Origin of the sequence: Luteimicrobium album (assembly GCF_030161555.1) — a bacterium.
In the GTDB taxonomy this organism is placed as follows: domain Bacteria; phylum Actinomycetota; class Actinomycetes; order Actinomycetales; family Cellulomonadaceae; genus Luteimicrobium; species Luteimicrobium album.
Genome location: NZ_BSUK01000001.1, coordinates 796323 through 817634 on the forward strand (window position 1 = coordinate 796323; position 21312 = coordinate 817634).

Annotated in this window: 18 protein-coding genes and 2 pseudogenes; 12 read left to right on the forward strand and 8 right to left on the reverse strand. The window is 74.7% G+C overall.

Features of this window, described 5'->3' with window-relative positions; translation table 11 throughout:
- Positions 1-4 precede the first annotated feature (4 nt).
- A complete protein-coding gene (locus QQK45_RS03980) occupies positions 5-1564 on the reverse strand; it encodes an amidohydrolase family protein (RefSeq protein ID WP_284292151.1) in 1560 nt (519 codons plus the stop codon).
- A gap of 192 nt (positions 1565-1756) precedes the next feature.
- On the opposite strand from QQK45_RS03980, the gene recC reads away from it, so the two are divergent.
- From recC to recD, 4 genes are read left to right on the forward strand one after another with little or no spacing between them, the layout of a single operon-like run.
- Positions 1757-5269 carry an exodeoxyribonuclease V subunit gamma gene (gene recC, locus QQK45_RS03985; RefSeq protein WP_284292152.1) on the forward strand — a complete coding sequence of 1171 codons (3513 nt, stop codon included), beginning with the start codon at positions 1757-1759 and terminating at the stop codon, positions 5267-5269.
- Positions 5266-8583 (forward strand): UvrD-helicase domain-containing protein, encoded by a 3318-nt coding sequence (locus QQK45_RS03990; RefSeq protein WP_284292153.1) that lies wholly within the window; start codon positions 5266-5268, stop codon positions 8581-8583. Before recC ends, QQK45_RS03990 begins: the two co-directional genes overlap by 4 nt.
- Positions 8580-8828: a PDDEXK family nuclease gene (locus QQK45_RS03995; protein ID WP_284292154.1), complete on the forward strand. Its 249-nt coding sequence runs from the start codon at positions 8580-8582 to the stop codon at positions 8826-8828. Before QQK45_RS03990 ends, QQK45_RS03995 begins: the two co-directional genes overlap by 4 nt.
- Positions 8825-10756, forward strand: a complete 1932-nt coding sequence (recD, locus tag QQK45_RS04000; protein WP_284292155.1) for an exodeoxyribonuclease V subunit alpha — start codon at positions 8825-8827, stop codon at positions 10754-10756. Before QQK45_RS03995 ends, recD begins: the two co-directional genes overlap by 4 nt.
- Before the next feature lie 18 nt (positions 10757-10774).
- Here the strand turns inward: recD and QQK45_RS04005 are convergent, their stop codons facing one another.
- The gene (locus QQK45_RS04005) at positions 10775-11128 is read right to left on the reverse strand and encodes an MBL fold metallo-hydrolase (RefSeq protein WP_284292156.1); all 354 of its coding nucleotides are present in this window, start codon (positions 11126-11128) and stop codon (positions 10775-10777) included.
- 633 nt (positions 11129-11761) lie between these two features.
- Here QQK45_RS04005 and QQK45_RS04010 point away from each other — a divergent pair.
- Together QQK45_RS04010 and QQK45_RS04015 are read left to right on the forward strand one after the other, a co-directional pair.
- Complete coding sequence (locus QQK45_RS04010) at positions 11762-12388, forward strand: hypothetical protein (RefSeq protein WP_284292157.1); 627 nt, start codon at positions 11762-11764, stop codon at positions 12386-12388.
- Positions 12330-12980 (forward strand): DUF6318 family protein, encoded by a 651-nt coding sequence (locus tag QQK45_RS04015; RefSeq protein ID WP_284292158.1) that lies wholly within the window; start codon positions 12330-12332, stop codon positions 12978-12980. Before QQK45_RS04010 ends, QQK45_RS04015 begins: the two co-directional genes overlap by 59 nt.
- A gap of 41 nt (positions 12981-13021) precedes the next feature.
- Here the strand turns inward: QQK45_RS04015 and QQK45_RS04020 are convergent, their stop codons facing one another.
- Entirely contained in the window at positions 13022-13528 is a 507-nt protein-coding gene (locus QQK45_RS04020) for a heme-degrading domain-containing protein (RefSeq protein ID WP_284292160.1), read from the reverse strand.
- A gap of 74 nt (positions 13529-13602) precedes the next feature.
- Here QQK45_RS04020 and QQK45_RS04025 point away from each other — a divergent pair, with 74 nt between their 5' ends.
- The 3 genes from QQK45_RS04025 to QQK45_RS21880 all read left to right on the forward strand — a co-directional run bounded on the left by QQK45_RS04025 (position 13603) and on the right by QQK45_RS21880 (position 14864).
- Positions 13603-13992: a DUF2510 domain-containing protein gene (locus QQK45_RS04025; protein ID WP_284292161.1), complete on the forward strand. Its 390-nt coding sequence runs from the start codon at positions 13603-13605 to the stop codon at positions 13990-13992.
- An 11-nt stretch (positions 13993-14003) separates the two neighbouring features.
- Entirely contained in the window at positions 14004-14252 is a 249-nt protein-coding gene (locus QQK45_RS04030) for a hypothetical protein (RefSeq protein ID WP_284292162.1), read from the forward strand.
- A gap of 180 nt (positions 14253-14432) precedes the next feature.
- Positions 14433-14864, forward strand: coding sequence for an SRPBCC family protein (locus QQK45_RS21880; protein WP_348525147.1), 432 nt, complete (start codon positions 14433-14435; stop codon positions 14862-14864).
- 30 nt (positions 14865-14894) lie between these two features.
- Here QQK45_RS21880 and nth read toward each other — a convergent pair whose 3' ends face one another.
- The 3 genes and pseudogenes from nth to QQK45_RS04055 all read right to left on the reverse strand — a co-directional run.
- Positions 14895-15605, reverse strand: coding sequence for an endonuclease III (gene nth, locus QQK45_RS04045; protein WP_284292165.1), 711 nt, complete (start codon positions 15603-15605; stop codon positions 14895-14897).
- Positions 15606-15614: 9 nt separating this feature from the next.
- Positions 15615-16280 carry a BBE domain-containing protein gene (locus QQK45_RS21885; protein ID WP_348525330.1) on the reverse strand — a complete coding sequence of 222 codons (666 nt, stop codon included), beginning with the start codon at positions 16278-16280 and terminating at the stop codon, positions 15615-15617.
- 264 nt (positions 16281-16544) lie between these two features.
- Positions 16545-16754 (reverse strand): annotated as a pseudogene (locus QQK45_RS04055) (FAD-binding protein); the annotation flags it as partial.
- A 563-nt stretch (positions 16755-17317) separates the two neighbouring features.
- Here QQK45_RS04055 and QQK45_RS04060 point away from each other — a divergent pair.
- Positions 17318-17953 (forward strand): Crp/Fnr family transcriptional regulator, encoded by a 636-nt coding sequence (locus QQK45_RS04060; RefSeq protein WP_284292166.1) that lies wholly within the window; start codon positions 17318-17320, stop codon positions 17951-17953.
- A 244-nt stretch (positions 17954-18197) separates the two neighbouring features.
- Here QQK45_RS04060 and QQK45_RS04065 read toward each other — a convergent pair whose 3' ends face one another.
- Both QQK45_RS04065 and sp36 read right to left on the reverse strand, forming a co-directional pair.
- On the reverse strand, positions 18198-18668 hold the full coding sequence (locus QQK45_RS04065) for a RidA family protein (protein ID WP_284292167.1): 471 nt from the start codon (positions 18666-18668) through the stop codon (positions 18198-18200).
- Positions 18669-18681: 13 nt separating this feature from the next.
- Positions 18682-18834, reverse strand: a pseudogene (gene sp36 / locus QQK45_RS23570) (Sp36 family protein); the annotation flags it as partial.
- Positions 18835-18943: 109 nt separating this feature from the next.
- On the opposite strand from sp36, the gene QQK45_RS04070 reads away from it, so the two are divergent.
- Together QQK45_RS04070 and QQK45_RS04075 are read left to right on the forward strand one after the other, a co-directional pair.
- Positions 18944-21016, forward strand: coding sequence for a transglycosylase domain-containing protein (locus QQK45_RS04070; RefSeq protein WP_284292168.1), 2073 nt, complete (start codon positions 18944-18946; stop codon positions 21014-21016).
- Entirely contained in the window at positions 20971-21273 is a 303-nt protein-coding gene (locus tag QQK45_RS04075; protein WP_284292169.1) for a hypothetical protein, read from the forward strand. Before QQK45_RS04070 ends, QQK45_RS04075 begins: the two co-directional genes overlap by 46 nt.
- The last annotated feature ends 39 nt before the right edge of the window (positions 21274-21312 follow it).

The window sequence follows — 21312 nt, forward strand, 5'->3', positions numbered from 1 at the left end:
CCGGTCACCCGTAGAACGTCCCGAGCCCGTCGAGCAGGCCACCGTGGAACCCGCGGCCGTGCACCGAGGCCAGCCAGTCGGCGTCGTGCACGAGGGACTGCAGGGGCGGGACGACGACCTGCCCGAGGTCGTGCGGGAGGCCGCCGACCGGGCCGACGCCCGTCGGCATGTCGAGGGCGAGCTGGAGGCCGAGGTCGGGGGTCGCGTCGAGGCCGTCGGCCCCGAACGCCGACCCGCGCTGCTGCGCCACCTCGATCTCGTGCTTGGGGTCGACACGCACGGCCTCGAGGCGCGCGACGACCTGGTCCCACGTCCACGGGGTCGTGCCGTCGGTGGGGTCGGTGAGGACGAGGCCCATGGCGCGCGCGCCGACGCGGACCGTGGTGGGCGCGGGCGCACCGGCCGGGCCCGCGGCCGCGAGCGCCGTCGTGAGGAGCGCCGGCTCCCCGTACGCGGGACGGCCCGCGACGGCGACGAGTCGGACGTCGTCCTCGGTCGCGCGGACGAGCGCCCGGTACGGGGTGGCGCGGGCCGTCGCGTCGAGGACCAGCAGGTCGGCGAGCGCCCCCGGCTCGAGCCGCCCGACCTGCCGCCCCCACGCGCGGAACAGGACGTCGCCGGGTGCGGACGTGACCATGCGGGCGAGGTCCTCGTCGGTGAGCCCCCAGCCGAGGTGGTCGCTCACGAGCCGCGCGACCTTGAGCTCGCCGAGCACGTTCTTGCTGCCCGACGGCGCCCAGTCGGCTCCGAGGCAGACGCTCAGCCCGGCGGCGCGTGCGGCGGGGACGTCGGTGGTCTGGCCGTAGAGCCAGAGGTTGGAGAACGGGCTCCACGCGACGGCGCCCGCGTCGGTCCAGTCGGCGAAGCGGCCGGCGGGCACCGAGGTCGCGTGCACCGCGACGAACCGGGGTTGGAGGCATCCTGCGGCCTCGGCGTCGTCGTACTCGCGCGCGACGACGCTGCCCTGCTGACCCTCGCCGCAGTGGTAGACGAACGCCGACCCGGCACGCATCTTGTTCGCGCGGTCCGCGAGCACGGCGGGCGTCGCGGTGAGGACGGACGCGAGGACGAGGTTGCGGTTCCCCGTGCCGAAGGACTCGTCGTCGACGTTGCGCACGAGCCAGCCGTCGCGCGGGCGGTTGCTCGGGGGCGAGCCCTGGGTCGACGTCGTGCCGCCGACGAGCGCCTTGACCTCGACGTACGCGAGCAGCTCGGCGGGGCAGGCCGTGATGAACGCGTACGCGGGCCAGGTCGTGGACGCGGCGTACGACGCGGCTCGCGGCCAGGCGTCGTGGTGCGCCCACGGGGTCGCGCGGGTCGGCTCGGCCCACAGCGGCAGGGTGTCGTACGCGAGGTGGTTGTGCAGGTCGACGAGGCCGGGCAGGACGAGCGAGTGCCCCACGTCGACGACGGGCGCGCCCTTCAGCTCCGCCGGCCCCTTCGCGGTGCCGTGCGTGACGGCCGCGATCGTCCCGTCGTCGCGGACCCAGACGCGGCCGCTGAACGCGGCGGGGCCGTCGTCGGCCATCGTGACGATGCGTCCGTGGATCGCCCAGCCCGACATGTGCGCCTCCTTCGGCACAGCACTCCTTGTGGGGAGAGAGTCGTGCACGGACGCGCTCGGGACCGCTGCTGCGGGTGAAACAGGCGCGCGCAGGCCGTCCACACGACCGCCCGGCGGGGGCCTGTGCACAGGGGTCGGTTCTCGCGCGGGTCCCGCAGCCACGCGTCGGCGGTCGCTGCTACGGTCCGGGACATGACGACCACGGCGCAGCCCCCGCCTCTCCTCGAGGTGCCGCGCGCGGGTCGTCTTCTCGTCCACACGTCGGAGCGCGCAGACGTGCTGGTCGGTGAGCTGGCTGCGGTCCTGGCCGCCGATCCTCCCGCCGACCCGTTCGCGGCCGAGGTCGTGGCCGTGCCGACGCGGGGCGTCGAGCGGTGGGTCGCGCAGCGGCTGTCGCACCGGCTCGGGGCGCTCGGGTCCGAGGCGGGCGTGTGCGCGAACGTCGTCTTCGACTCGCCGTCGCGCGTGCTGCACCGGGTCGTGGCGACCGCGAGCGGCATCGACCCCGACGCCGACCCGTGGGACCGCGAGCGCCTCGCGTGGCACGTGCTGCGCGTGGTCGACGCCGCGGTCGCGTCGGGTGAGGCGTGGGCCGCGCCGCTGGCCCGCTTCCTCACGGACCCGCCGGGGCAGTCGGCGTCCGACGGCGTCCGCGAGGCCCGACGCATGCGCCTCGCCCAGCGGGTCGCCGCCCTGTTCGCGGCATACGGGTCGCAGCGCCCGTCCCTGGTCGCGTCGTGGGCCGACAGGCTCGACGACGACGGCGCGGGCGGGCCGCTCCCGCCGGACCTGGCGTGGCAGCCACCGCTCTGGCGTGCGGTGCGCGAGGCCACCGGGGTGCCCAGCCCCGCCGAGCGGCTGGCCTCCGCGACGGCCGTGCTACGCGACGACCCGGGGGTCGTGGACCTGCCGGCGCGGCTGTCGGTGTTCGGACCGACGCGGCTCCCGGAGGCGGAGCTCGACGTCCTCGATGCGCTCGCCGCGCACCGCGAGGTGCACCTGTGGCTCCCCCACCCCTCGCCGGCGCTGTGGCGCCGGGCGACCGCGGACCTCGGCCACGACGCGCCGGACGGGTCGCACCCGGCGCCGCGCCGGGCCGACGTCACGGTCTCGGCGTCGCACCCGTTGCTCGGCTCGCTGGGCCGCGACGCGACCGAGCTGAGCCTGCGGCTGGCCGCCCGCGGGGTCGAGGCGACGCACCACCCCGCGCCGGTGCCCCCGGCGACGGTCCTCGGGGCTCTCCAGGGCGCGCTCCGCGCCGACGAGCGCCCCGCGCCCGGGTCACGGTCCCTCGCCGCCGCCGACGACCGGACCGTCCAGGTGCACGCGTGCCACGGCCGGTCGCGGCAGGTCGAGGTGCTCCGCGAGGCGGTCGTCGGGCTGATGGCCGACGACCCGACGCTCCAGCCGCGCGACGTCGTCGTGCTGTGCCCGGACGTCGAGGCGTTCGCGCCGCTGGTCACAGCCACGTTCGGAGCTGCCGCGACCGACGACGCCGACCCGCACCCCGGCCGCACGCTGCGCGTCCGGATCGCGGACCGGTCACCGGCACGCACCAACCCGCTGCTGCGCGTGGTCTCGGACCTGCTGACCCTCGCGGGGTCGCGCGTGACGGCGTCGGCGGTCGTCGACCTCGCGGGCCTCGACGCGGTGCGCCGCCGGTTCGGGTTCGACGACGACGCCCTCGAGCGGCTCCGCGCGTGGACCCTCGAGTCGGGGGTGCGGTGGGGTGAGGACGCGGGCCGACGCAGCCGGTTCGGGGTGCGCGTCGGGCAGGGGACCTGGGCGGCGGCCATGGACCGTCTGCTGCTGGGCGTCGCGATGTCCGACGACGACTACCGCCACCTCGACGCGACGCTCCCGCTCGACGACGTCGGCAGCACCGAGGTGGACCTCGCGGGCCGGTTCGCGGAGCTCGTCGACCGGCTCACGGGCCTGCTGGCGGAGCTCGAGGGTCCGCGGCCCGCGGCGGCGTGGTTCGACGCGCTCGACCGGGCGCTCGTCCTGCTCACCGACACGGTTCCGGCGGACCAGTGGCAGCGCGTCGAGGCCCGCAGCGTCCTGGCGGACGCTCGCGCGGCGGCGGGCACCGTGTCGACGGGCGCCGCGTCGTCGGACGGCGGCGCGCTCCTGCGCCTGCCCGACGTCGTCGCACTGCTCGAGCGGCGGCTCGCTGGGCGCCCCACGCGGGCCGGGTTCCGCACGGGGGCGCTCACGGTGTGCTCGCTCGAGCCCATGCGCGCCGTCCCGCACCGCGTCGTGTGCCTGCTGGGTCTCGACGACACCGCGTTCCCGCGGGTCGGCGCGGTCAGCGGCGACGACGCGCTCGCACGCGATCCCCTCGTCGGCGAGCGTGACCGCCGGTCCGAGGACCGCCAGCTCTTCCTCGACGCCGTGCTCGCCGCCACGGACCACCTCGTCGTCGTCCACTCGGGCGCCGACGAGCGGACCGGCCGCCCACTGCCGCCGGCCGTCCCGGTGGGCGAGCTGCTGGACGCGGTCGACGAGTGCGTCGTCTTCCCCGCGGGACCGGGCGGCGCGACGCGCGACGCGCGCGCGGCGCTCGTCGTGCACCACCCGCTGCAGACCGTGGACGAGCGCAACTTCGTGCCCGGCGCGCTGGGGCGTCGTGGGCCGTTCAGCTTCGACGACCTGGAACGGCGTGCGGCGCTCGTGGGCCGCCGTGAGCGGACCGGCCGTCGGCCGCTGCTCGAGTCACCCCTGCCTCCGGTCCTCGACGACGACGCGACGGTGGGTCTCGAGGGCACGACCGGGCTGGTCCCGACTCTCGAGCACCCCGTGAGGGCCTTCGTCCGCGGACGGCTGGGGGTGTCGCTCCCCCGCGACGAGGACGACCTCGAGGACCGGCTGCCGCTCGAGCTCGACGGCCTCGACGGGTGGGTCGCGGGTGACCGCATCCTCGCGGCCGTCCTGGACGGCGCCGACCTCGCGGTCGCCGCGAGCGCCGAGCGTCTGCGCGGCCGGATGCCCCCGGGGCGCCTCGGCTCGGCGGCGCTGCAGGGCATCGCGGACAACGTGGCGGCCGTCGCCGCGGAGGCGACGCCGTTCGTGCGTGCCACGGCGGCGACGCTGGACGTCACGGCGTCGCTGCCCGATGGCCGCACGGTCGTCGGCACGGTGCCGGGGGTCAGGGCCGGCGAGGGCGGCGGCACGGTCGTGCGCGCGCTGTACTCGCGCCTCGCCGCCAAGCACCGGCTGCGTGCCTGGGTCCAGCTCCTCGCCCTGGTGGCGAGCGGTGCGCCCGTGACCTCCGCGGTCACGATCGGCCGTGGTCAGGGTCGTCGGCCGTCGGCGGTCGCGCGACGGCTGGTCGCCCCGAGCCGCGACGAGGCTCGCGAGCTGCTCGCACGCCTCGTCGCCGTGCGCGACCTCGCGCTCCGCGAGCCCTTGCCGCTGCCCGTCGACCAGGCGGAGCGGTACGCGAGCCGCCGCGCCGACGGCGAGGAACCGGGCGTGCTCCTGCGCGACCTCGACGACCGGATGGTCGGCGACCGCCGGTTCCGGGAACCCGACGCGTACGAGGTGCTCGCCTGGGGGGACGGCTGGCGGCTGACTACGGTCGCGGGGCTCTCGTCCGGCGCCGAGAGCGGACTCGTCCGTGGCGAGCCGACCCGGTTCGGGACGCTCGCGCGCGCCGTGTGGGACCCGCTGCTGGCGCACGAGCGGGCGGAGGGGTCGGCATGAGCGACCCGACCACCGGGCTCGGCTCCGTGGGCCTCCCGGACGTCTTCGACGTGTGCGGGCCGCTGCCCCGCGGCACGACTGTCCTGGAGGCGAGCGCGGGCACCGGCAAGACCTTCACCATCGCGGCCCTGGTCACCCGGTACGTCGCGGAGGGGCTCGCGGAGCTCCCCCAGCTCCTCGTGGTGACGTTCGGGCGGATGGCGACGAGCGAGCTGCGGGACCGGGTGCGCGAGCGCCTCGTCGCCACCGAGCGCGCCCTGCGAGACCCGAGGGCGCGGACGAGCGAGGACCCGGTCGTGCGGCTGCTCGCCGACGTCGACGACGACGAGCTGGCCCGGCGCCAGGCAAGGCTCGCGCTCACGCTCACTCAGGTCGACGCGGCCACCATCACGACGACGCACGGGTTCTGCCAACAGATGCTCGCCGCCCTGGGGACGTCGACGTCCGGAGGCGTCGTCGAGCCCGGGACGCCGCTCCTGCCGGACGTCGCGGACCTCGAGGCCGAGGTCGTCGACGACCTGTACCTGCGCAAGTACGCGGGCACGGACCAGGCCGCGCTCACCGTCAAGGACGCGCGCGCCGTCGTGCGGAACGCGATCTCGGACCATGCGGCCGTCCTCGCGCCCGACGACGCCCCGCCGGGCAGCGCGGCTGCCGACCGGTTCGGCATCGCCGGGGCCGCGCGCAGGGAGCTGGACCGACGCAAGCGGGTCGCCCATCTCCTCGACTACGACGACCTGCTCGTGCTTCTGCGAGACGCGCTCACCGACCCCGTCTCGGGCGCGGCCGCCGTGGAACGGGTGCGCGACCGGTACCGGATCGTGCTCGTCGACGAGTTCCAGGACACGGACCCGGTGCAGTGGGAGATCCTGCGCGCCGCGTTCCACGAGCGCCCCGAGACGGCGAGCGCCCTCGTCCTCGTCGGCGACCCCAAGCAGGCGATCTACGCGTTCCGCGGCGCCGACGTCCACACGTACCTGGCGGCACGCGCCGACGCGACCACGTCGACGCTCGGGCGGAACTGGCGCACCGACGCGCCGGTGCTCGAGGGACTGTCGCACCTGTTCGGGGGCGCCGCGCTCGGCGACCCGCGCATCGTCGTGCACCCGGTCGATGCTGCACGTCAGGGCCGTCGGCTCGACGGCGGCCCGCCGGTCCTGGTGCGGCGCGTAGCCCGGACGGCGGTCGGTGCGAGCCCGAGCGGGAAGGCGCCGCGCGTCGACCCTCTGCGCGAGCTCGTCGTCGCCGACGTGGCGGCGCAGGTCGTGCGGACGCTCGAGAGGGCGCACCTCCGGGACGCCGGGACGACCGGCCCGGCGGACGGGAGCGGCCCGACCGGAACGGGCTGGCGGCCGACCGTCCCCGGGGACGTGGCCGTGCTGGTCCGCACCAACGGCCAGGCGCTGGCCGTGCGCGAGGCGCTGACGGGCGCCGGGGTGCCCGCGGTGATCTCCGGCCTGTCGAGCGTCTTCGGGGCGCCGGCGGCACGGGACTGGCTCGTCCTGCTCAGCGCGCTCGCAAGCACGGGCGACGCCGCGAAGGTCGCGGCCGTGGCCCTCACGCCGTTCGTCGGGTGGGACGCGGACCGGCTGGCCTCGGCCGACGACGCGGCCCGCGAGGACCTCGCCGACCTCCTGCGGGCGTGGTCGCACGTGCTCGACGAGCAGGGCGTCGCAGCGCTCGTCGAGGCGACGACGGCGCACGGGCTCCACGAGCGGCTCCTGCGCCGGGTCGACGGCGAGCGCACGCTCACCGACGTGCGGCACGTCGCGGAGGTCCTGCACGCCGCGGCCCGCGACGCAGGGCTCGGCGCGGCGGCGCTCGTCGAGTGGCTGCGCGGCCGCATCGACGACGCGTCGTCGGACTACGCGGAGGAGCGCAGCCGCCGCCTCGAGACGGACGCGGCCGCCGTCCAGGTCGTGACCGTGCACGCCGCGAAGGGCCTCGAGTACCCGGTCGTGCTCGTGCCGTTCGGGTGGGACAGGTTCGTCAAGCGAGACCCCGACGTCCTGCACTTTCACGACGCCGAAGGAACGCGGCGCCTGCACGTGGGAGGGAGCGGGAGCTCCGGCTATGACGACGCTCTGGGCCTGCACCGCACCGAGGAGGCCGGCGAGGACCTGCGCCTCGCGTACGTCGCGCTGACCCGCGCGTCGAGCCAGGTGGTGGTGTGGTGGGCGCCGAGCACGGTCTCGGGGGCCGGTGCCGTCGGGCGCCTGGTGCTCGCCGAACGGGACCTCGACGGGACCCCCGCAGCCACCGCGCCGGTGCCCTCCGACGCGGACGCGGGGCGGGCGTTCGACGCCCTCGCCGCGGCGAGCGGCGGCACCGTCCGGCACGAGACCGTGGACGCCCGCCCTCCGGCGCCGCACTGGGCGCCGCCGGCGAGCGACCGTCCCGATCTCGCGGTGGGCCGCCTGGGGCGTGCCGTCGACACGGCGTGGCGGCGGACCTCGTACTCGGGGCTCACCGCCGCCGCGCACGACGCCGGTCCCGCGGGAGCAGGCACACCGGCGCGGGCCGGGGTCGCGGACGAGCCCGAGAACCCCGGCATCACCGACGAGCCGGACGAGCCGACCGAGGCCGTCGAGGCGCTGGTCCCTGGGCTGCCGGAGGCCCGCGACGAGGCCGAGGGGGCCCTGCGCTCCGTGCCCTCGCCGCTCACGGACCTCCCCGGCGGCACGGCGTTCGGGACGCTCGTCCACGCCGTCCTCGAGCACACCGACACGACCGCCGCCGACCTGCTCGCCGAGGTCCGCGCGCGCTGCGAGGAGACCGGCCTCGCGCCGGGCATCGGCGTCCAGCCGACGCGGCTCGCCGAGGCGCTGCTGCCCGTCCTGCACACGCCGTGCGGTCCGCTGCTGGGCGGGCGGTCGCTCGCGGACCTCGCGCCGTCCGACCGGCTCGCCGAGCTCGACTTCGAGCTGCCGCTCGCGGGCGGCGACCTGGGCGGTCGAGGGGACGCCGCGAGTCCCCGGGGTGCCGGGGGCCAGCGCGCCCCGCGGCTGCGCGACGTCGCCGACCTGCTGCGCACCCACCTCGACCCGGACGACGTCTTCGCGCCCTACGCCGAGCGGCTCGACGAGCTCGGCACCGAGGAGGTCCGCGGCTACCTCACCGGAAGCATCGACGCGGTCCTGCGTGTCGCCGCCGAGCCACCGGCCACCGGCGCCCCCACCGGACCCCGCCCGGGGCGACGCACCCCGCGGACTGCCGCTACGTCGTCGTCGACTACAAGACGAACCGGCTCGCGCCGCCCGACGAACCGGTCACGGCGTGGCACTACCGGCCGGGTGCGCTGGTGGCGGGGATGATCGACTCCCACTACCCGCTGCAGCTCCTCCTCTACACGGTCGCGCTGCACCGGTACCTGCGCTGGCGGCTGCCCGGCTACGACCCCGACCGGAACCTCGGAGGGGGCGTCTACCTGTACGTGCGCGGCATGTGCGGGCCGGACACGCCCGTGGTGGACGGCTGGCCGTGCGGGGTGCTGTCGTGGCGACCGCCGACCTCGCTCGTCGTCGCGCTGTCGGCGCTGCTGGACGGAGGACGGTCATGAGCGTGGTCACGGCCGAGGTCGACGGCGACCCCCGCGTCCCGTGGCGGGCGGGTCCGCTGCTCGGGGAGTTCGCTCGGGCGGGTGTGCTGACGTCCGCGGACGTCCGCACGGCCGAACGGCTCGGGCGGCTCACGGGCGAGGCCGACGAGGCCGTGCACCTGGCCGCTGCCCTCGCGGTCCGGGCGGTGCGGTCCGGGTCGGCGTGCGTGGACGTCCGCGACGTGCGGACGCTCGTCGCCGAGGACGTCACCGACGACGCGGGCGAGAGCGGCGTCACGGGCTCCGGCGCCACCGCCGATGACGACGCGCCTGCCGTTGCAGACCTCCCCTGGCCCGACGACGCCACGTGGGAGACCGCCCTGCGGCGCAGCCCGATGGTCGCGGACGGCGTCGACGGCCCGTCGGACCGGCCGGTGCGCCTCGTGGACCACCGCCTCTACCTCGACCGGTACTGGCGCGACGAGCAGGTCGTCCGCGCGGCGGTCGAGGAGCGGCTGGCGTCTCCGCTCCCCGTCGACGAGCCTGCGCTCCAGGCCGCGCTCACGCGGTACTTCCCGGGCGAGGCCGACGACCGGCAGCGGCTCGCCGCCGCCACGGCCGCCCGGTCCCGGCTCACCGTCCTGACGGGTGGTCCCGGCACGGGCAAGACCACGACGGTCGCGCGCCTGGTCGCGACGCTCCGGGACGTGCTCGACGAGCCGGCCGCGCGCGGCGGCGACGCCCCCGCCCCGCTGCGGGTGGCGTTCTGCGCGCCCACCGGCAAGGCGGCCGCGCGGCTCCAGGAGGCGGTCGACACCGAGCTCGCCCGGCTGGGCGCCGGGTCGGTGCATGCGACCACGATCCACCGGCTGCTCGGGTCACGGCCCGGCTTCCGGACCCGGTTCCGGCACGACCGGACGAACCGCCTCCCGCACGACGTCGTCGTCATGGACGAGGCGTCGATGGTGTCGTTGCCGCTGCTCGCGCGCGTCCTCGAGGCGCTGCGGCCCGACGCGCGGCTCGTCCTCGTCGGCGACCGTCATCAGCTCGCGTCGGTCGAGGTCGGCGCCGTCCTGGGTGACCTCGTGGACCGGCTCGCGTCGCCCGTCGACACGGCCCACGTGCCCGGCACGCTGACCGACCTCGACCTCGAGCCGGGCACCCCGGCAGCTGGCGCGCATCCGGGGGCGGTCGTCGAGCTGGTGGTGCGGCACCGGTTCGGCGAGGAGCTCGGGGCGCTCGCCGACGCGATCAACGCGGGCCGCGCCGACGACGCGCTCGCACTGCTGCGTGCCGGCGGCACACACGTGGAGCTCGTCGAGGTGGTGGAGGACGTGGTCCGCGAGACGGACATGCCGCAGGTGCGGGACGACGTCGCCGCCGCCGGGTCCGCGCTGACCTCGGCCGCCCAGGCGGGCGACGCCGCCGCGGCGCTCACCGCGCTGGGTACGCACCGGCTGCTCGTCGCGCACCGGCGCGGCCCGGCGGGCGTCGTCCGGTGGGCGGCGCTCGCGCAGGGCTGGGTCGCGGAGGCCACAGGGCTGCGCGAGACGGGTCCCTGGCCCGTCGGTCGCCCCGTGCTCGTGACGACGAACGACCGCACGACGGGTCTCTCCAACGGCGACACCGGGGTGGTCGTCGACGACGGCGAGGGCGGGGTCGTCGTCGCGTTCGGCGAGCCCGGGAACCCGCGCCTGGTCCGACCGCACCGGCTGCCCGCGGTCGAACCGGTGCACGCGATGACGGTGCACCGGGCGCAGGGCAGCCAGTTCACGCGCGTCACCGTGGTGCTGCCCGGCGCCGATTCGCCCCTGCTGACCCGCGAGCTCCTCTACACGGCGGTCACGCGTGCGCAGGAGCTGGTGCGGGTCGTCGGGACGGCCGACGCCGTGCGGGCGGCGGTGGCGCGGCCCGTCCGCCGGGCGAGCGGCCTGCGGTTCGCCCGCTGACGGAGCCGCGACGAGCGGTCAGCCGCAGAGCGCCGCCGCCAGCGCCGTGAGGCGAGCGTGCACCTCGGCCATCCCCGGGTTGGCGCGCCGCGGGTCCTCGGGGGCTCGTCCGGCGAGCAGCGCGTCGAGGTACCGGCGGTCGGCGTCAAGACGGGCCGCACCGTCCGACGTCGGGCGCCCGTGCCCCGGCACGACGACGCGCGCACGCGCCACGTACGGCGCGAGGCGGTCGAGCCCGGCGAGGTAGGCGGGCAGGTCGTCGGGGTCGAACGGGAGCGGCAGCTCGACGTCGCTCAGCATGTCGCCGGCGAGCAGCACCCGGGCGCCGCTGAGCCAGACGGCCGCGTGGCCGGGTGCGTGGGCGTCGTGCACGACGAGCTCCGGCTCCCCGGCAGCCCCGCTGTGGGCGAGGGCGCCGGGATCACCTCCCCGCCGAGGGCCAGCAGCTCCGGCGTCCAGGGCTGGGAGCCGACGTCCTCGGAACCCTCGCCGTCGGCGACCGCGGCCCGAATCTCGGCACGGCCCGCTCGCGCCAGCTCGACCGTCCGGGCCGACGCCCATCTCGGGACGTCACCGAACCGCGGGTGCCAGAGCAGATGGTCGTGGTGGACGTGGGTCGCGATCCCGGCGACGACGCGGAGTCCCCGCGCGTCGAGCGCGTCGGCGAGCCCCCGAGCTCGTCGGGGTGCCAGGCGGGGTCGACCAGGAGCGCGTCGTGACCACGCGCGACGACGGTCGAGGTGGTCGTCATGGTCCGACTGGTCGCGACGAGCACCCCGGGCGCGACCTCGACGAGCTCCCGTGGCACGGCGCGAACGTAGCGCGCACAACGTTCGGGCGCCACCCACCGACCCGCGCGCGGGGCGGCTCTGCACAACGCCCGTCCGGCCCGACGCACGCACCGCCGTGGCGCACCAGACTCCCCGCATGACACCGACCACGACGAGGCCCGCCGCGCGGCGCCGGCCGCCCGACCGCGGCACAGGCCGCCCCGACCATCGCTCCATGCACGCACCACGGGTGCCCTCGCTCCGGGCGGTCTGGCAGTCGCACCTCGACGAGCACGACCCCGACGACTGCGGCCGCTTCGGGACGCCCGCGCCGGACCACCACCACGGGCACCTCCTCGGGTCTACCGTCCCCGAGCTCGTCGAGCCGTTCGTGCGCGGCCTGCTGGTCGACCTGCCGGGCCCGACGGACATCGTCCCCTTCACCCGGCTCGACGGGGACGCGGCCGCCGAGCTGCTCGACGTGCTCGCCCCGCCTGACCTCGACGGCCGGCAGAACGACGCCCCGACGCTCCGCGCGATCCTCGAGGCGACCGCCAGCCACCCCGACCGTCTGGACGTGCACGGCTACGCCGTCGGGCCCGGTCGCTGCGACGAGCGCCTGACTGCGGAGGGCGTCCACGTCCGGTTCGACGACGACGTCCGGCTCCCCGCCGCCACGACGACGGGTGCGACTGCGAGCGCCTGTGGTCGTACGTGGTCGACGAGCTGGGTCTCGACGGCGCACGCCGCCCGGACGAGATCTCCTCGGTGTACCGGGCGGACGACGAGCGGTGGTGGCGGCTGTGGTGGGACTGACGCGCACGACGTGGCGGGGGCTCACCGGGCGAGCGCGGCGCCGTGACCGGCTGGCCGCCGGCGTTGCGGGTGCGGCCCTCGTCGTAGGGGTGCTGACGGTGGCGGCGTTCGCGGCGCACGACGGCCCCGCACGGCCGGCGACCGTGGCGGTCTCCGCCCCGGCACGGCCAGCGGCTCTCGAACGCTCCGACGAGCGCGGGGCGTCAGCGGCCGCCGTCTACGTGCTCGAGCTCGAGCCGTACGGCCTGCTCAGCGGCGACTGGCACGACTTCGCCGCCCTGTGCTCGACCGCGAGCGGCTGGTGCCGGGACAAGACCACGTCGATGCGTCTGGTCGAGGCGGGGACGGTGCGGTACGCGGGGTGCGCGATGCGGGCCGAGGCGGTGCGGACGACCCCGACCGACGCGCCGGACACGTTCGTGGTGACGGTGGCTCAGCGGCAGGAGGCCTGCGTGCGGCACGAGACGGCGAGCAGCAGGCCGAGCACCGACCCGCCGACCGGCGACCCGGTACCCGGGGGCGACGGCGTCGACGTCTACGGCGGGAACGACGACCCGGACTCCCCGCCCGACCTCCTCGACATCACGGTGCGGCACGGTGGCGACGGCTGGCAGGTGGTGCGCGCAAGCCTCGCGTGACCGCGTGACCGCGTGACCGCGTGACCCGCGGGAGCCCGACGTCAGGCGGCGGCGAGGAACGCACGCATCCCGGCGACCACGAGCTCGTGGTCCTCGTGCTGCGTGAGCCCGGAGACGGCGACCGAGCCGACGACGCCCGCCCCGGCCACCCGCACCGGGAAGGCGCCGCCGGCCGCCGCGTACTCGAGGAACGGCAGCTCGTGCGCCTGCCCGAACGTGCGACCGCGCGCCACCTCGCGCAGGTTCGCGAGGTACGTCGACACGCCGAACCGGGCGACGACCCGCGCCTTGCGCTGGACCCACGAGTCGTTGTGCGCGCTCGTGCCCTCGAGGGCGGCGTGGAAGAGCTGCTGCTCCCCGCGCCGGACGTCCACGACGACGGCCAGGCCCTCGGCGCGGGCACGCTCGACGAGCAGGCAGCCGAGGCGCCAGGCGTCGTCGTTCGTGAAGGTCCGGAACACCAGCTCGCGCTCCTGCTCCTGCAGCGCGGCGATCGTCGCGGACAGGTCGGCGTCGGGCATCGGGGTGGCGTGCGCGTCCGTGGTCATGGACGCATCGTGCCACTGGTCGGCACACCGGTATGCTCCGACCACTCGCTCCAGCGAAGCATCGACGGAGGAACATGACGGTCCCGGCACCGGGGTGGTACCCCGACCCCTACCGCCCCGGGATGCTGCGCTGGTTCGACGGTCACGGGTGGACCGAGCACGTCGCTCCCCTTCCAGCCGCCTCGCACCCCGGCGCGGATCCGTTCGAGAGCCCACCGATCCCGCCCGGCGGCGCAGCCACCGTCTCCCCGACGCCGAGGCGCCTGACCGACCACGTCCGCGCCCTGATCGCCCTCGGCGCGCTCGCGGTCGTCGTCCTGGTCTGCGCGCTCGGGGCGGTCGTGGCCAGGGAGTTCGGCCAGGCATGGGATCGTGCGGTCGTCACGGCCCAGGACCAGCAGGGCGGCGCCCCCACGGCGCCGACAGCCCGGAACCCGAGTCCCCGGCCGACGTCGGGATCGTGACGTGCGACGACGTGCGTTCCGAGATCGTGAACCACGCCGACGACTACTGGGAGCAGCCCGAGCTGCGCCCGCTGACCGTGACGAACCCCGAGGTCGTCCAGGATCGCCAGCTCACCACCGACGTCCCGGCCCCGGGTGAGCCTCCCGTCTGGGTGCTCGACTGCCGGTTCGACGCGACGTTCAATGCCGGGCGCACCGCGGACGTGTGGGCGGAAGTGCTGCTGTACCCGGACGGCGGCCTCGAGGTCCAGGTCGACTGAAGGACCGGACGGGTCCCAGCAGCCGGCCCGCGTCGACCGGCGCGTCAGGAACCCGGCCGCCCGCCCTCCCTCCCCAGGTCGGCTGTTCCACGCCGGCGCCCTCCTACAGGACGGAGCCCCCGTGGCGCGACCGATCGAGATCGAGGTGTCCGTCGACGTCGACGTGCCGGCCGAGCGCGCGTGGCAGGTCGTCGCGAACTACCGGTACGACACCGCCTGGCGGGCCGGCGTCCGGTCCATGACCCAGGAGCTGCCCGCGGCGTCGGGGCGAACGGGGGCACCGTCCTCGACGGCACCCGCACCGTCGAGCACTACCGGATCCTCGGGACCCGCACCGTGAACGTCGCGCGCATCTTCGACGTCGACCCCGGGCGCAGCTTCGCGTGGCGCACCGTGAGCGGCACGGACGCCGACGGTACACGGACCGTCGTGCCGTCGGGGCCGGGCCGCTGCCGCGTGGTGCTCCGCACCGTCTCGCGCCCGAGCGGCGCCCTCGAGACCGTCCTGCGCCCCCTCGTCGCGCGCGCCCTGCGTCGTCAGCTCGTCACGTCGACCGGCCGCCTCGCCGACCTCCTGCGCACGGACGAGCCGGTCGCCCGGACCGACGCCTGACGAGGCCGGGCCGGCCGGGGACAGACCGGCTCAGCCTGCCGTCCCCGCCGACGGGCACCACGCCGCCACCGAGCACCCACCACAGTTCGGCTTGCGCGCGAAGCAGCACCGCCGCCCGTGGAAGATCAGCCGGTGCGACATCATCGTCCACTCCGGTCGCTCGATCAGGTCCCCCAGGGCGGTCTCGATCTTCACCGGGTCGGTCTCCTCGGTCCAGCCGAGCCGGCGCGACACCCGCTTCACGTGCGTGTCCACCGTGATCCCCGGCACCCCGAACGCGTTCCCCAGCACGACGTTCGCCGTCTTGCGACCCACCCCGGGCAAGGTCACCAGGTCCTCCAGCCGCCCCGGCACCTCGCCGCCGAACCGCTCGACGAGCGCCTGCCCGAGCCCCATGAGCGACGCCGACTTCGCCCGGAAGAAGCCCAGCGGCTTCAAGATCCCCTCGAGCTCTTCCCGGTCCGCGGCCGCGTACGCCGCCGCGTCCGGATACCGGCGGAACAGACCCGGCGTCACCTGGTTCACCCGCACGTCCGTCGTCTGCGCCGACAGCACCGTCGCGACCAGCAGCTCCAACGGGTTCGTGAAGTCCAGCTCGCACCGCGCGTCCGGGTACGTCTCCGCGAGCTCCCGGTCCACCCGCCGCGCCCGACGCACCAGGCCCAGGTGCGTCGTCGGCGGCTTGGCCGGGACGATCCGCGGCACCGCGGCGGACGAGGAACCCTTCGGGGAAGCGGCCATGGCGTCACCCTACGGTGCGACCTCCGACGCCTCCCGTCGGGCGGCTCGGTGCTCCTCGGCGGGCCGGACGTTGTGGTTCCGCGCGAACAGGTTGCCGGGGTCGTAGCGGCGCTTGACCTGCGCGAGCCGCTCGTAGGTCGCCCCCGGGTAGGAGGCGGACACGTCGCCCTCGGTCGCGGCCGTGAGGAAGTTCGCGTACGACCCGCGGACGTGCGGTGCCAGCGTCGCCCACAGCGAGTCGAGACCGGGGACGGCAGCCTCCACCATCGGGGGCGGGCCGCCGACGGTCGTGGCGACCATGAGCTCGGCGCCACGGTGCGCGTAGGCCGTGGCGTCGTCGGCGATCCTCGACACCGCTCCCCCGATGCTCCGCACGGACACGGCCGGCGCACCGGGCGACGTCGCCGCATCGGCGAGGACCCGCACGACCTCGTCGACCCCGGCTCGGTCGACGAACGCGTTCCGGCTGACGAACCGCACCCCCAGCGGCGGCAGCACACCGTCGACCAGGACCTCCCCGTAGGGCACGAGCGCGACGTCGTCCGCGAGCACCGTGCCGAGCGCGCGGATGGGGTCGAGCGCCTCCGCCGCGAGGTCCGTGTCGTCCCCGTCGAACACCACACCGACGGCGACCGGCGCGTCCGGACCACCGGCGAACGGGTTCGCGAGCTCCATGATCGACGTCAGCTCGAACGGAGCATCACGCAGGTATTCCGCCCAGCCGTAGAGCACGCCGTACGCCTCTGCCGCGGGGAAGCGGATCGTCCCGTGGAAGACCTCGGTCGACGGGTGAGCCCGGAACTCGAACGCGGTCACGATCCCGAAGTTCCCGCCACCACCCCGCAGAGCCCAGAACAGCTCCGGGTGGTCCGTCGCGCTCGCGCGCAGCACACGCCCGTCCGCCGTGACGACGTCCGCCGCGACGAGGCTGTCCAGCGCCAGCCCCCGGTTCCTGACCTTCCAGCCGATCCCGCCGCCCAGGGTGAGACCGCCGACGCCGACGGACCGGGTGTCGCCCGACGAGATCGCCAACCCGTAGGGCGCCAGCGCGTCCGCGACCGCACCCCAGGTCGCGCCGCCCCCGACCCGGACGGTGTGCCGCTCCACGTCGACGACCTCGACGTCCCCGAAGTCCGCCAGGTCGACGACGACACCGCCGTCGTTCGTGCAGAGCCCGGCGAAGCCGTGGCCGCCCCGCGCACCGACAACGGCACCCCGGTGTCGGAGGCGAGACCGAGCGCCGCCCGCACCCCCTCGACGGCACGGGGCCGGAGCACGACCGCGGGGCTCCCCAGCGAGAGCAGCGCACGACGCCCGGTCTCGTACTCGGGCGAGCCGGGTGCGGCGACCACGCCCGGGAAGTCACGGCCAAAGGATTCGAGCGGCAGATCCATGAGTTCGCTCCTGAGAGTCGTCACCCCGCCACCGGTGGTGCGCGGGCTTCGGCCGCAGGCGTGCGTCCGATGCCAGGATGACGCGCGCGAGCCGTGCGACGTGACGACCGACCAGGCCGACCGACCGACCCGACCCGACACTCCTCGCTTCCCGCCTGGCCGCATGACCTCGCAGGATGCGGCAGACTGTAGGTGACCGCGACGGCGTCGCGCCGGACAGCGGCCACCCCCAGCCGGCCCCCAGAAGCACCGGCGACGACGACGAAGGACCAACGGCGTGGACGACGAGGTTGTTCTCAAAGCCCCCTCTTCGCAACCATGGAACCCGAAGAGACGCGCAAGCTCTTCGAGTCGATGCAGAAGGTCACGCTCGGTCGTGGCGACGTCCTCTTCCACGAGGGCGAACCCGGCGACCGCCTCTACGTGATCGCGCGAGGCAAGATCAAGCTCGGACGCCGAGCACCCGACGGGCGCGAGAACCTCCTGTCCGTGCTCGGCCCCGGAGAGATGTTCGGCGAGCTCTCGCTCTTCGACCCCGGCCCCCGCACCGCCACCGCGTCCGCCGTGTCCGACGCCCTGCTCTACGAGCTCCACAACAAGCAGCTCATCGCGTGGCTCACCGAGCACCCCGGCGTCTCCGGCCACCTGCTCCGCGCCCTCGCGCAGCGACTGCGCCGCACCAACGACTCCCTCGCCGACCTCGTCTTCTCCGACGTCCCCGGCCGCGTCGCCAAGGCGCTCCTCGACCTCGCGAGCAAGTTCGGCGAACCCACCGCCGACGGCGTCCGCGTCGCCCACGACCTCACGCAGGAGGAGCTCGCGCAGCTCGTCGGGGCGTCCCGCGAGACCGTCAACAAGGCCCTGGCGGACTTCACGCAGCGGCACTGGGTGAGGCGCGAGGGCCGGGCGGTCGTCCTCCTCGACGTGGACCGCCTGGAGCGTCGGGCGCGCTGAGTCGTCGTTCGGGTCGCCTCCACCGGGCCCCGGGGAGTGTTGTCGCGGATCTTCCATCCGCGTCCCTCGTTCCTCGGGCCGCTCCCGCCAGACCCGCCACGATCCGCGACAACACTCCCCGGCTCCCGGCTCCCGGCTCTGCGGTCCGGTCACCTCTGCGGCTCTCTGCACGCACGACGACGGCGGTCGCCCTTCGTGGGCGACCGCCGTCTCTCGCTGGGGTGCTCGGGGAGCCGGTGGCCGGTCAGGCCGGGAGCTCTGCGATCAGCTCGACCTCGACCGGGGAGTCGAGCGGGAGGACCGAGACGCCGACCGCGCTGCGGGCATGGATGCCCGCGTCGTCGAACAGCTCGCCCAGCGCCAGGCTCGCGCCGTTGATCACGCCCGGCTGCCCGGTGAAGGACGGGTCGGACGCCACGAAACCCGTGAGCTTGACGATGCGGACGCCGTCGAGCGAGCCCGTGATCGACCGGACCGCGGCGAGCGCGTTGAGGACGCACACGCGGGCCAGGGCTGCGGCGTCGGCGGGCGGGACCAGGCCCTCGCCCTCGCCGACCTTCCCCGTGACCGGTAGTGCGCCGTCCACGAACGGGAGCTGGCCGGACACGTACACGTGGTGACCGCTGCGGACCGCCGGGACGTACGCCGCGACCGGCGGGGCGACGACGGGCAGGGTGATGCCGAGCTCCGCGAGGCGGGCCTCGACCGACGCCACGCGGCTCACTCCCCGTCGGGCGCTTGAGGTAGGCGACCAGGCCGTTGCCGTCGGGGCCGGTCACCACCTGGACCAGTTCCCACCCGTCCGCGCCCCACTGGTCGAGCACAGCCTTGGTGTTGTGGATGATGAGGGGGATCGTCGCGTACTCCCAGGTCTTCGCCATGACCCGAGCGTAGCCGCGCCGTGCCAGGACGCGCCTCACACGAAACCCGCACAACCCCGTCGCGTTCACCGCCCGGGGAGGCGCAGGTGCCTCACGTAGCCTAGGCATTATGGCTTCTCCTGCGGCTCCGCCTCCTCGCCCCCGCGGCCACAAGGTCAACGCCTTCCAGCTCATCGCCTTGCTGCTCGCTTTCGTGCTCGTCGCGGCGGTCGGCGGCGTGCTCGCGGCCGGGCTGTTCATCCCCGCCGTGGCAGGCGCGAAGGCCGTGACCGACACGTCGATCGAGGTCTTCAACGACCTCCCGACGGAGCTCGAGCAGAAGCCGCTGCCGCAGACCTCGACGGTCTACGCGAGCGACGGCAAGACCGTCCTTGCCAGGTTCTACGACCAGAACCGCACGGACGTCTCCCTCAAGCAGATCTCGCCGTACATGCAGCACGCGATGGTCGCGATCGAGGACAAGCGCTTCTACCAGCACGGCGGCATCGACGTCGAGGGCACGCTCCGCGCCCTGGTCAACAACGCAACGTCGGACGACACGCAGGGTGCGTCGACGCTGACGCAGCAGTACGTCAAGAACGTGCTGATCCAGAACGCGCTCGCGGAGACCGACCCGGCCAAGAAGGCGGCCGCGCTCGAGGCCGCGCGCGGCAAGACCAACGAGCGCAAGCTCCGCGAGGCGAAGCTCTCGATCTCGCTCGAGAAGAACATGACCAAGGACCAGATCCTCGAGGGCTACCTCAACATCGCCCAGTTCGGTCTCAAGGTCTACGGCGTCGAGGCGGCGGCCGAGTACTACTTCTCGACGACGGCCGCGAAGCTCACGCCGATCCAGGCGGCGACGATCGCAGGCATCACGCAGCGCCCCGGCGACTACGACCCGACCGTCGACCCGAAGGAGTCGCAGCGTCGCCGCAACGTCGTGCTCAACGACATGTACCAGCAGTCGTACATCACGAAGAAGCAGTACGACGAAGCCGTCGCGACCCCGATCGAGAAGTCGCTGAAGATCGACAACACGGCGATCACCAACGGCTGCCAGCCTGCGCAGATCTCGGCCGTCTTCTGCGACTACGTCACGCGCGTGATCGCCAACAACGACGACGGCGCGTTCACCGCCTGGGGGAAGACCTCCACCGCCCGCCTCGACACCCTCAAGACCGGCGGCTTCGACATCGTCACGACGCTTGACCTCGCCGACCAGAAGAACGCGACCCAGAAGGCGCGGAACGCGGTACCCATCAACAAGCTCAGCACCACGACGGACAAGAACGGCGATCACGTCAAGCTCCAGATGGAGAGCGCGATCTCGTCGGTCGAGCCCGGCACGGGCAAGATCATCGCGATGGCCCAGAACCGCCCGTTCGATGCGTCGTCGGATCCGATCAAGGGCGCCACGTCCTTGAACTACAGCGCGGACTACAACCACGGCGGCTCGAAGGGGTTCTCCCCTGGTTCGAGCTTCAAGCCGTACGTCCTGGCCGAGTGGTTGGCGACCGGGCACTCTCTCAACCAGGGCATCAGCGGTGACATCCCCGCGTTCGCGCCGTCGACCTTCCACACCACGTGCGGGTCCGTCGGCGGGAAGACGTGGACCGTCAGCAACTCCGAGGGCGGGGCCAAGGGCAACATCTCCGTCGAGCAGGCGACCGCGGACTCCGTGAACCGCGCCTACGCGGCGATGGCTACCAAGCTCGACCTGTGCGAGATCGGCAAGATGGCGGTGTCGATCGGCTGGCGCGGGTCGAACCCGAACGACCAGTTCAAGGGCAAGATCGGCGTCTACCCGTCGATGATCCTCGGCCCCCAGCAGACGTCGCCGCTCTCCCAGGCCGCGGCGTACGCCACGTTCGCGTCGGGCGGGACCTACTGCGAGCCGATCGCCATCACGTCGATCAAGAACGCCAAGGGCAAGAAGATCCAGGTCCCGAGCGCTCACTGCGACTCCAGCGCGCTCGACCCCAGGATCGCTTCGACGATCACGTACGCGCTCAAGGGCGTCCTGCAGCCGGGCGGTACCGCACCCGGACAGGGCTTGGACGGCGGACGCCCCGCGGTCGGCAAGACGGGTACCGCCCAGTCGTCCCGGCAGACCTGGTTCGTCGGCTACACCCCCAGCTCTCCACAGCCGTCTGGGTGGGTAATGCCGAAGGCGACATCGACCTCCACAACGTCACCGTGAAGGGCTCGAAGTACGCGCCGACCAAGCAGGAGTGGCTCTACGGCGGCACGCTCGCCGCGCCCACCTGGAAGGCCTACATGGATGAGGCTCTCAAGGGTGAGCCGAACGAGGCGTTCCCGTCGCCCGACCAGTCCCTTGTCGGCCAGCCGAAGAAGGTCACGCCCCCAAGACGTCCGGGGACGACGACAAGGGCAAGGACTCGAGCAAGGGCGGCGACGACAAGAGCGATCTCGGCGACCGCATCAAGGACCTCCTGAACGGCGGCGGATCGAAGGACGACAACGGCAACGGCAACG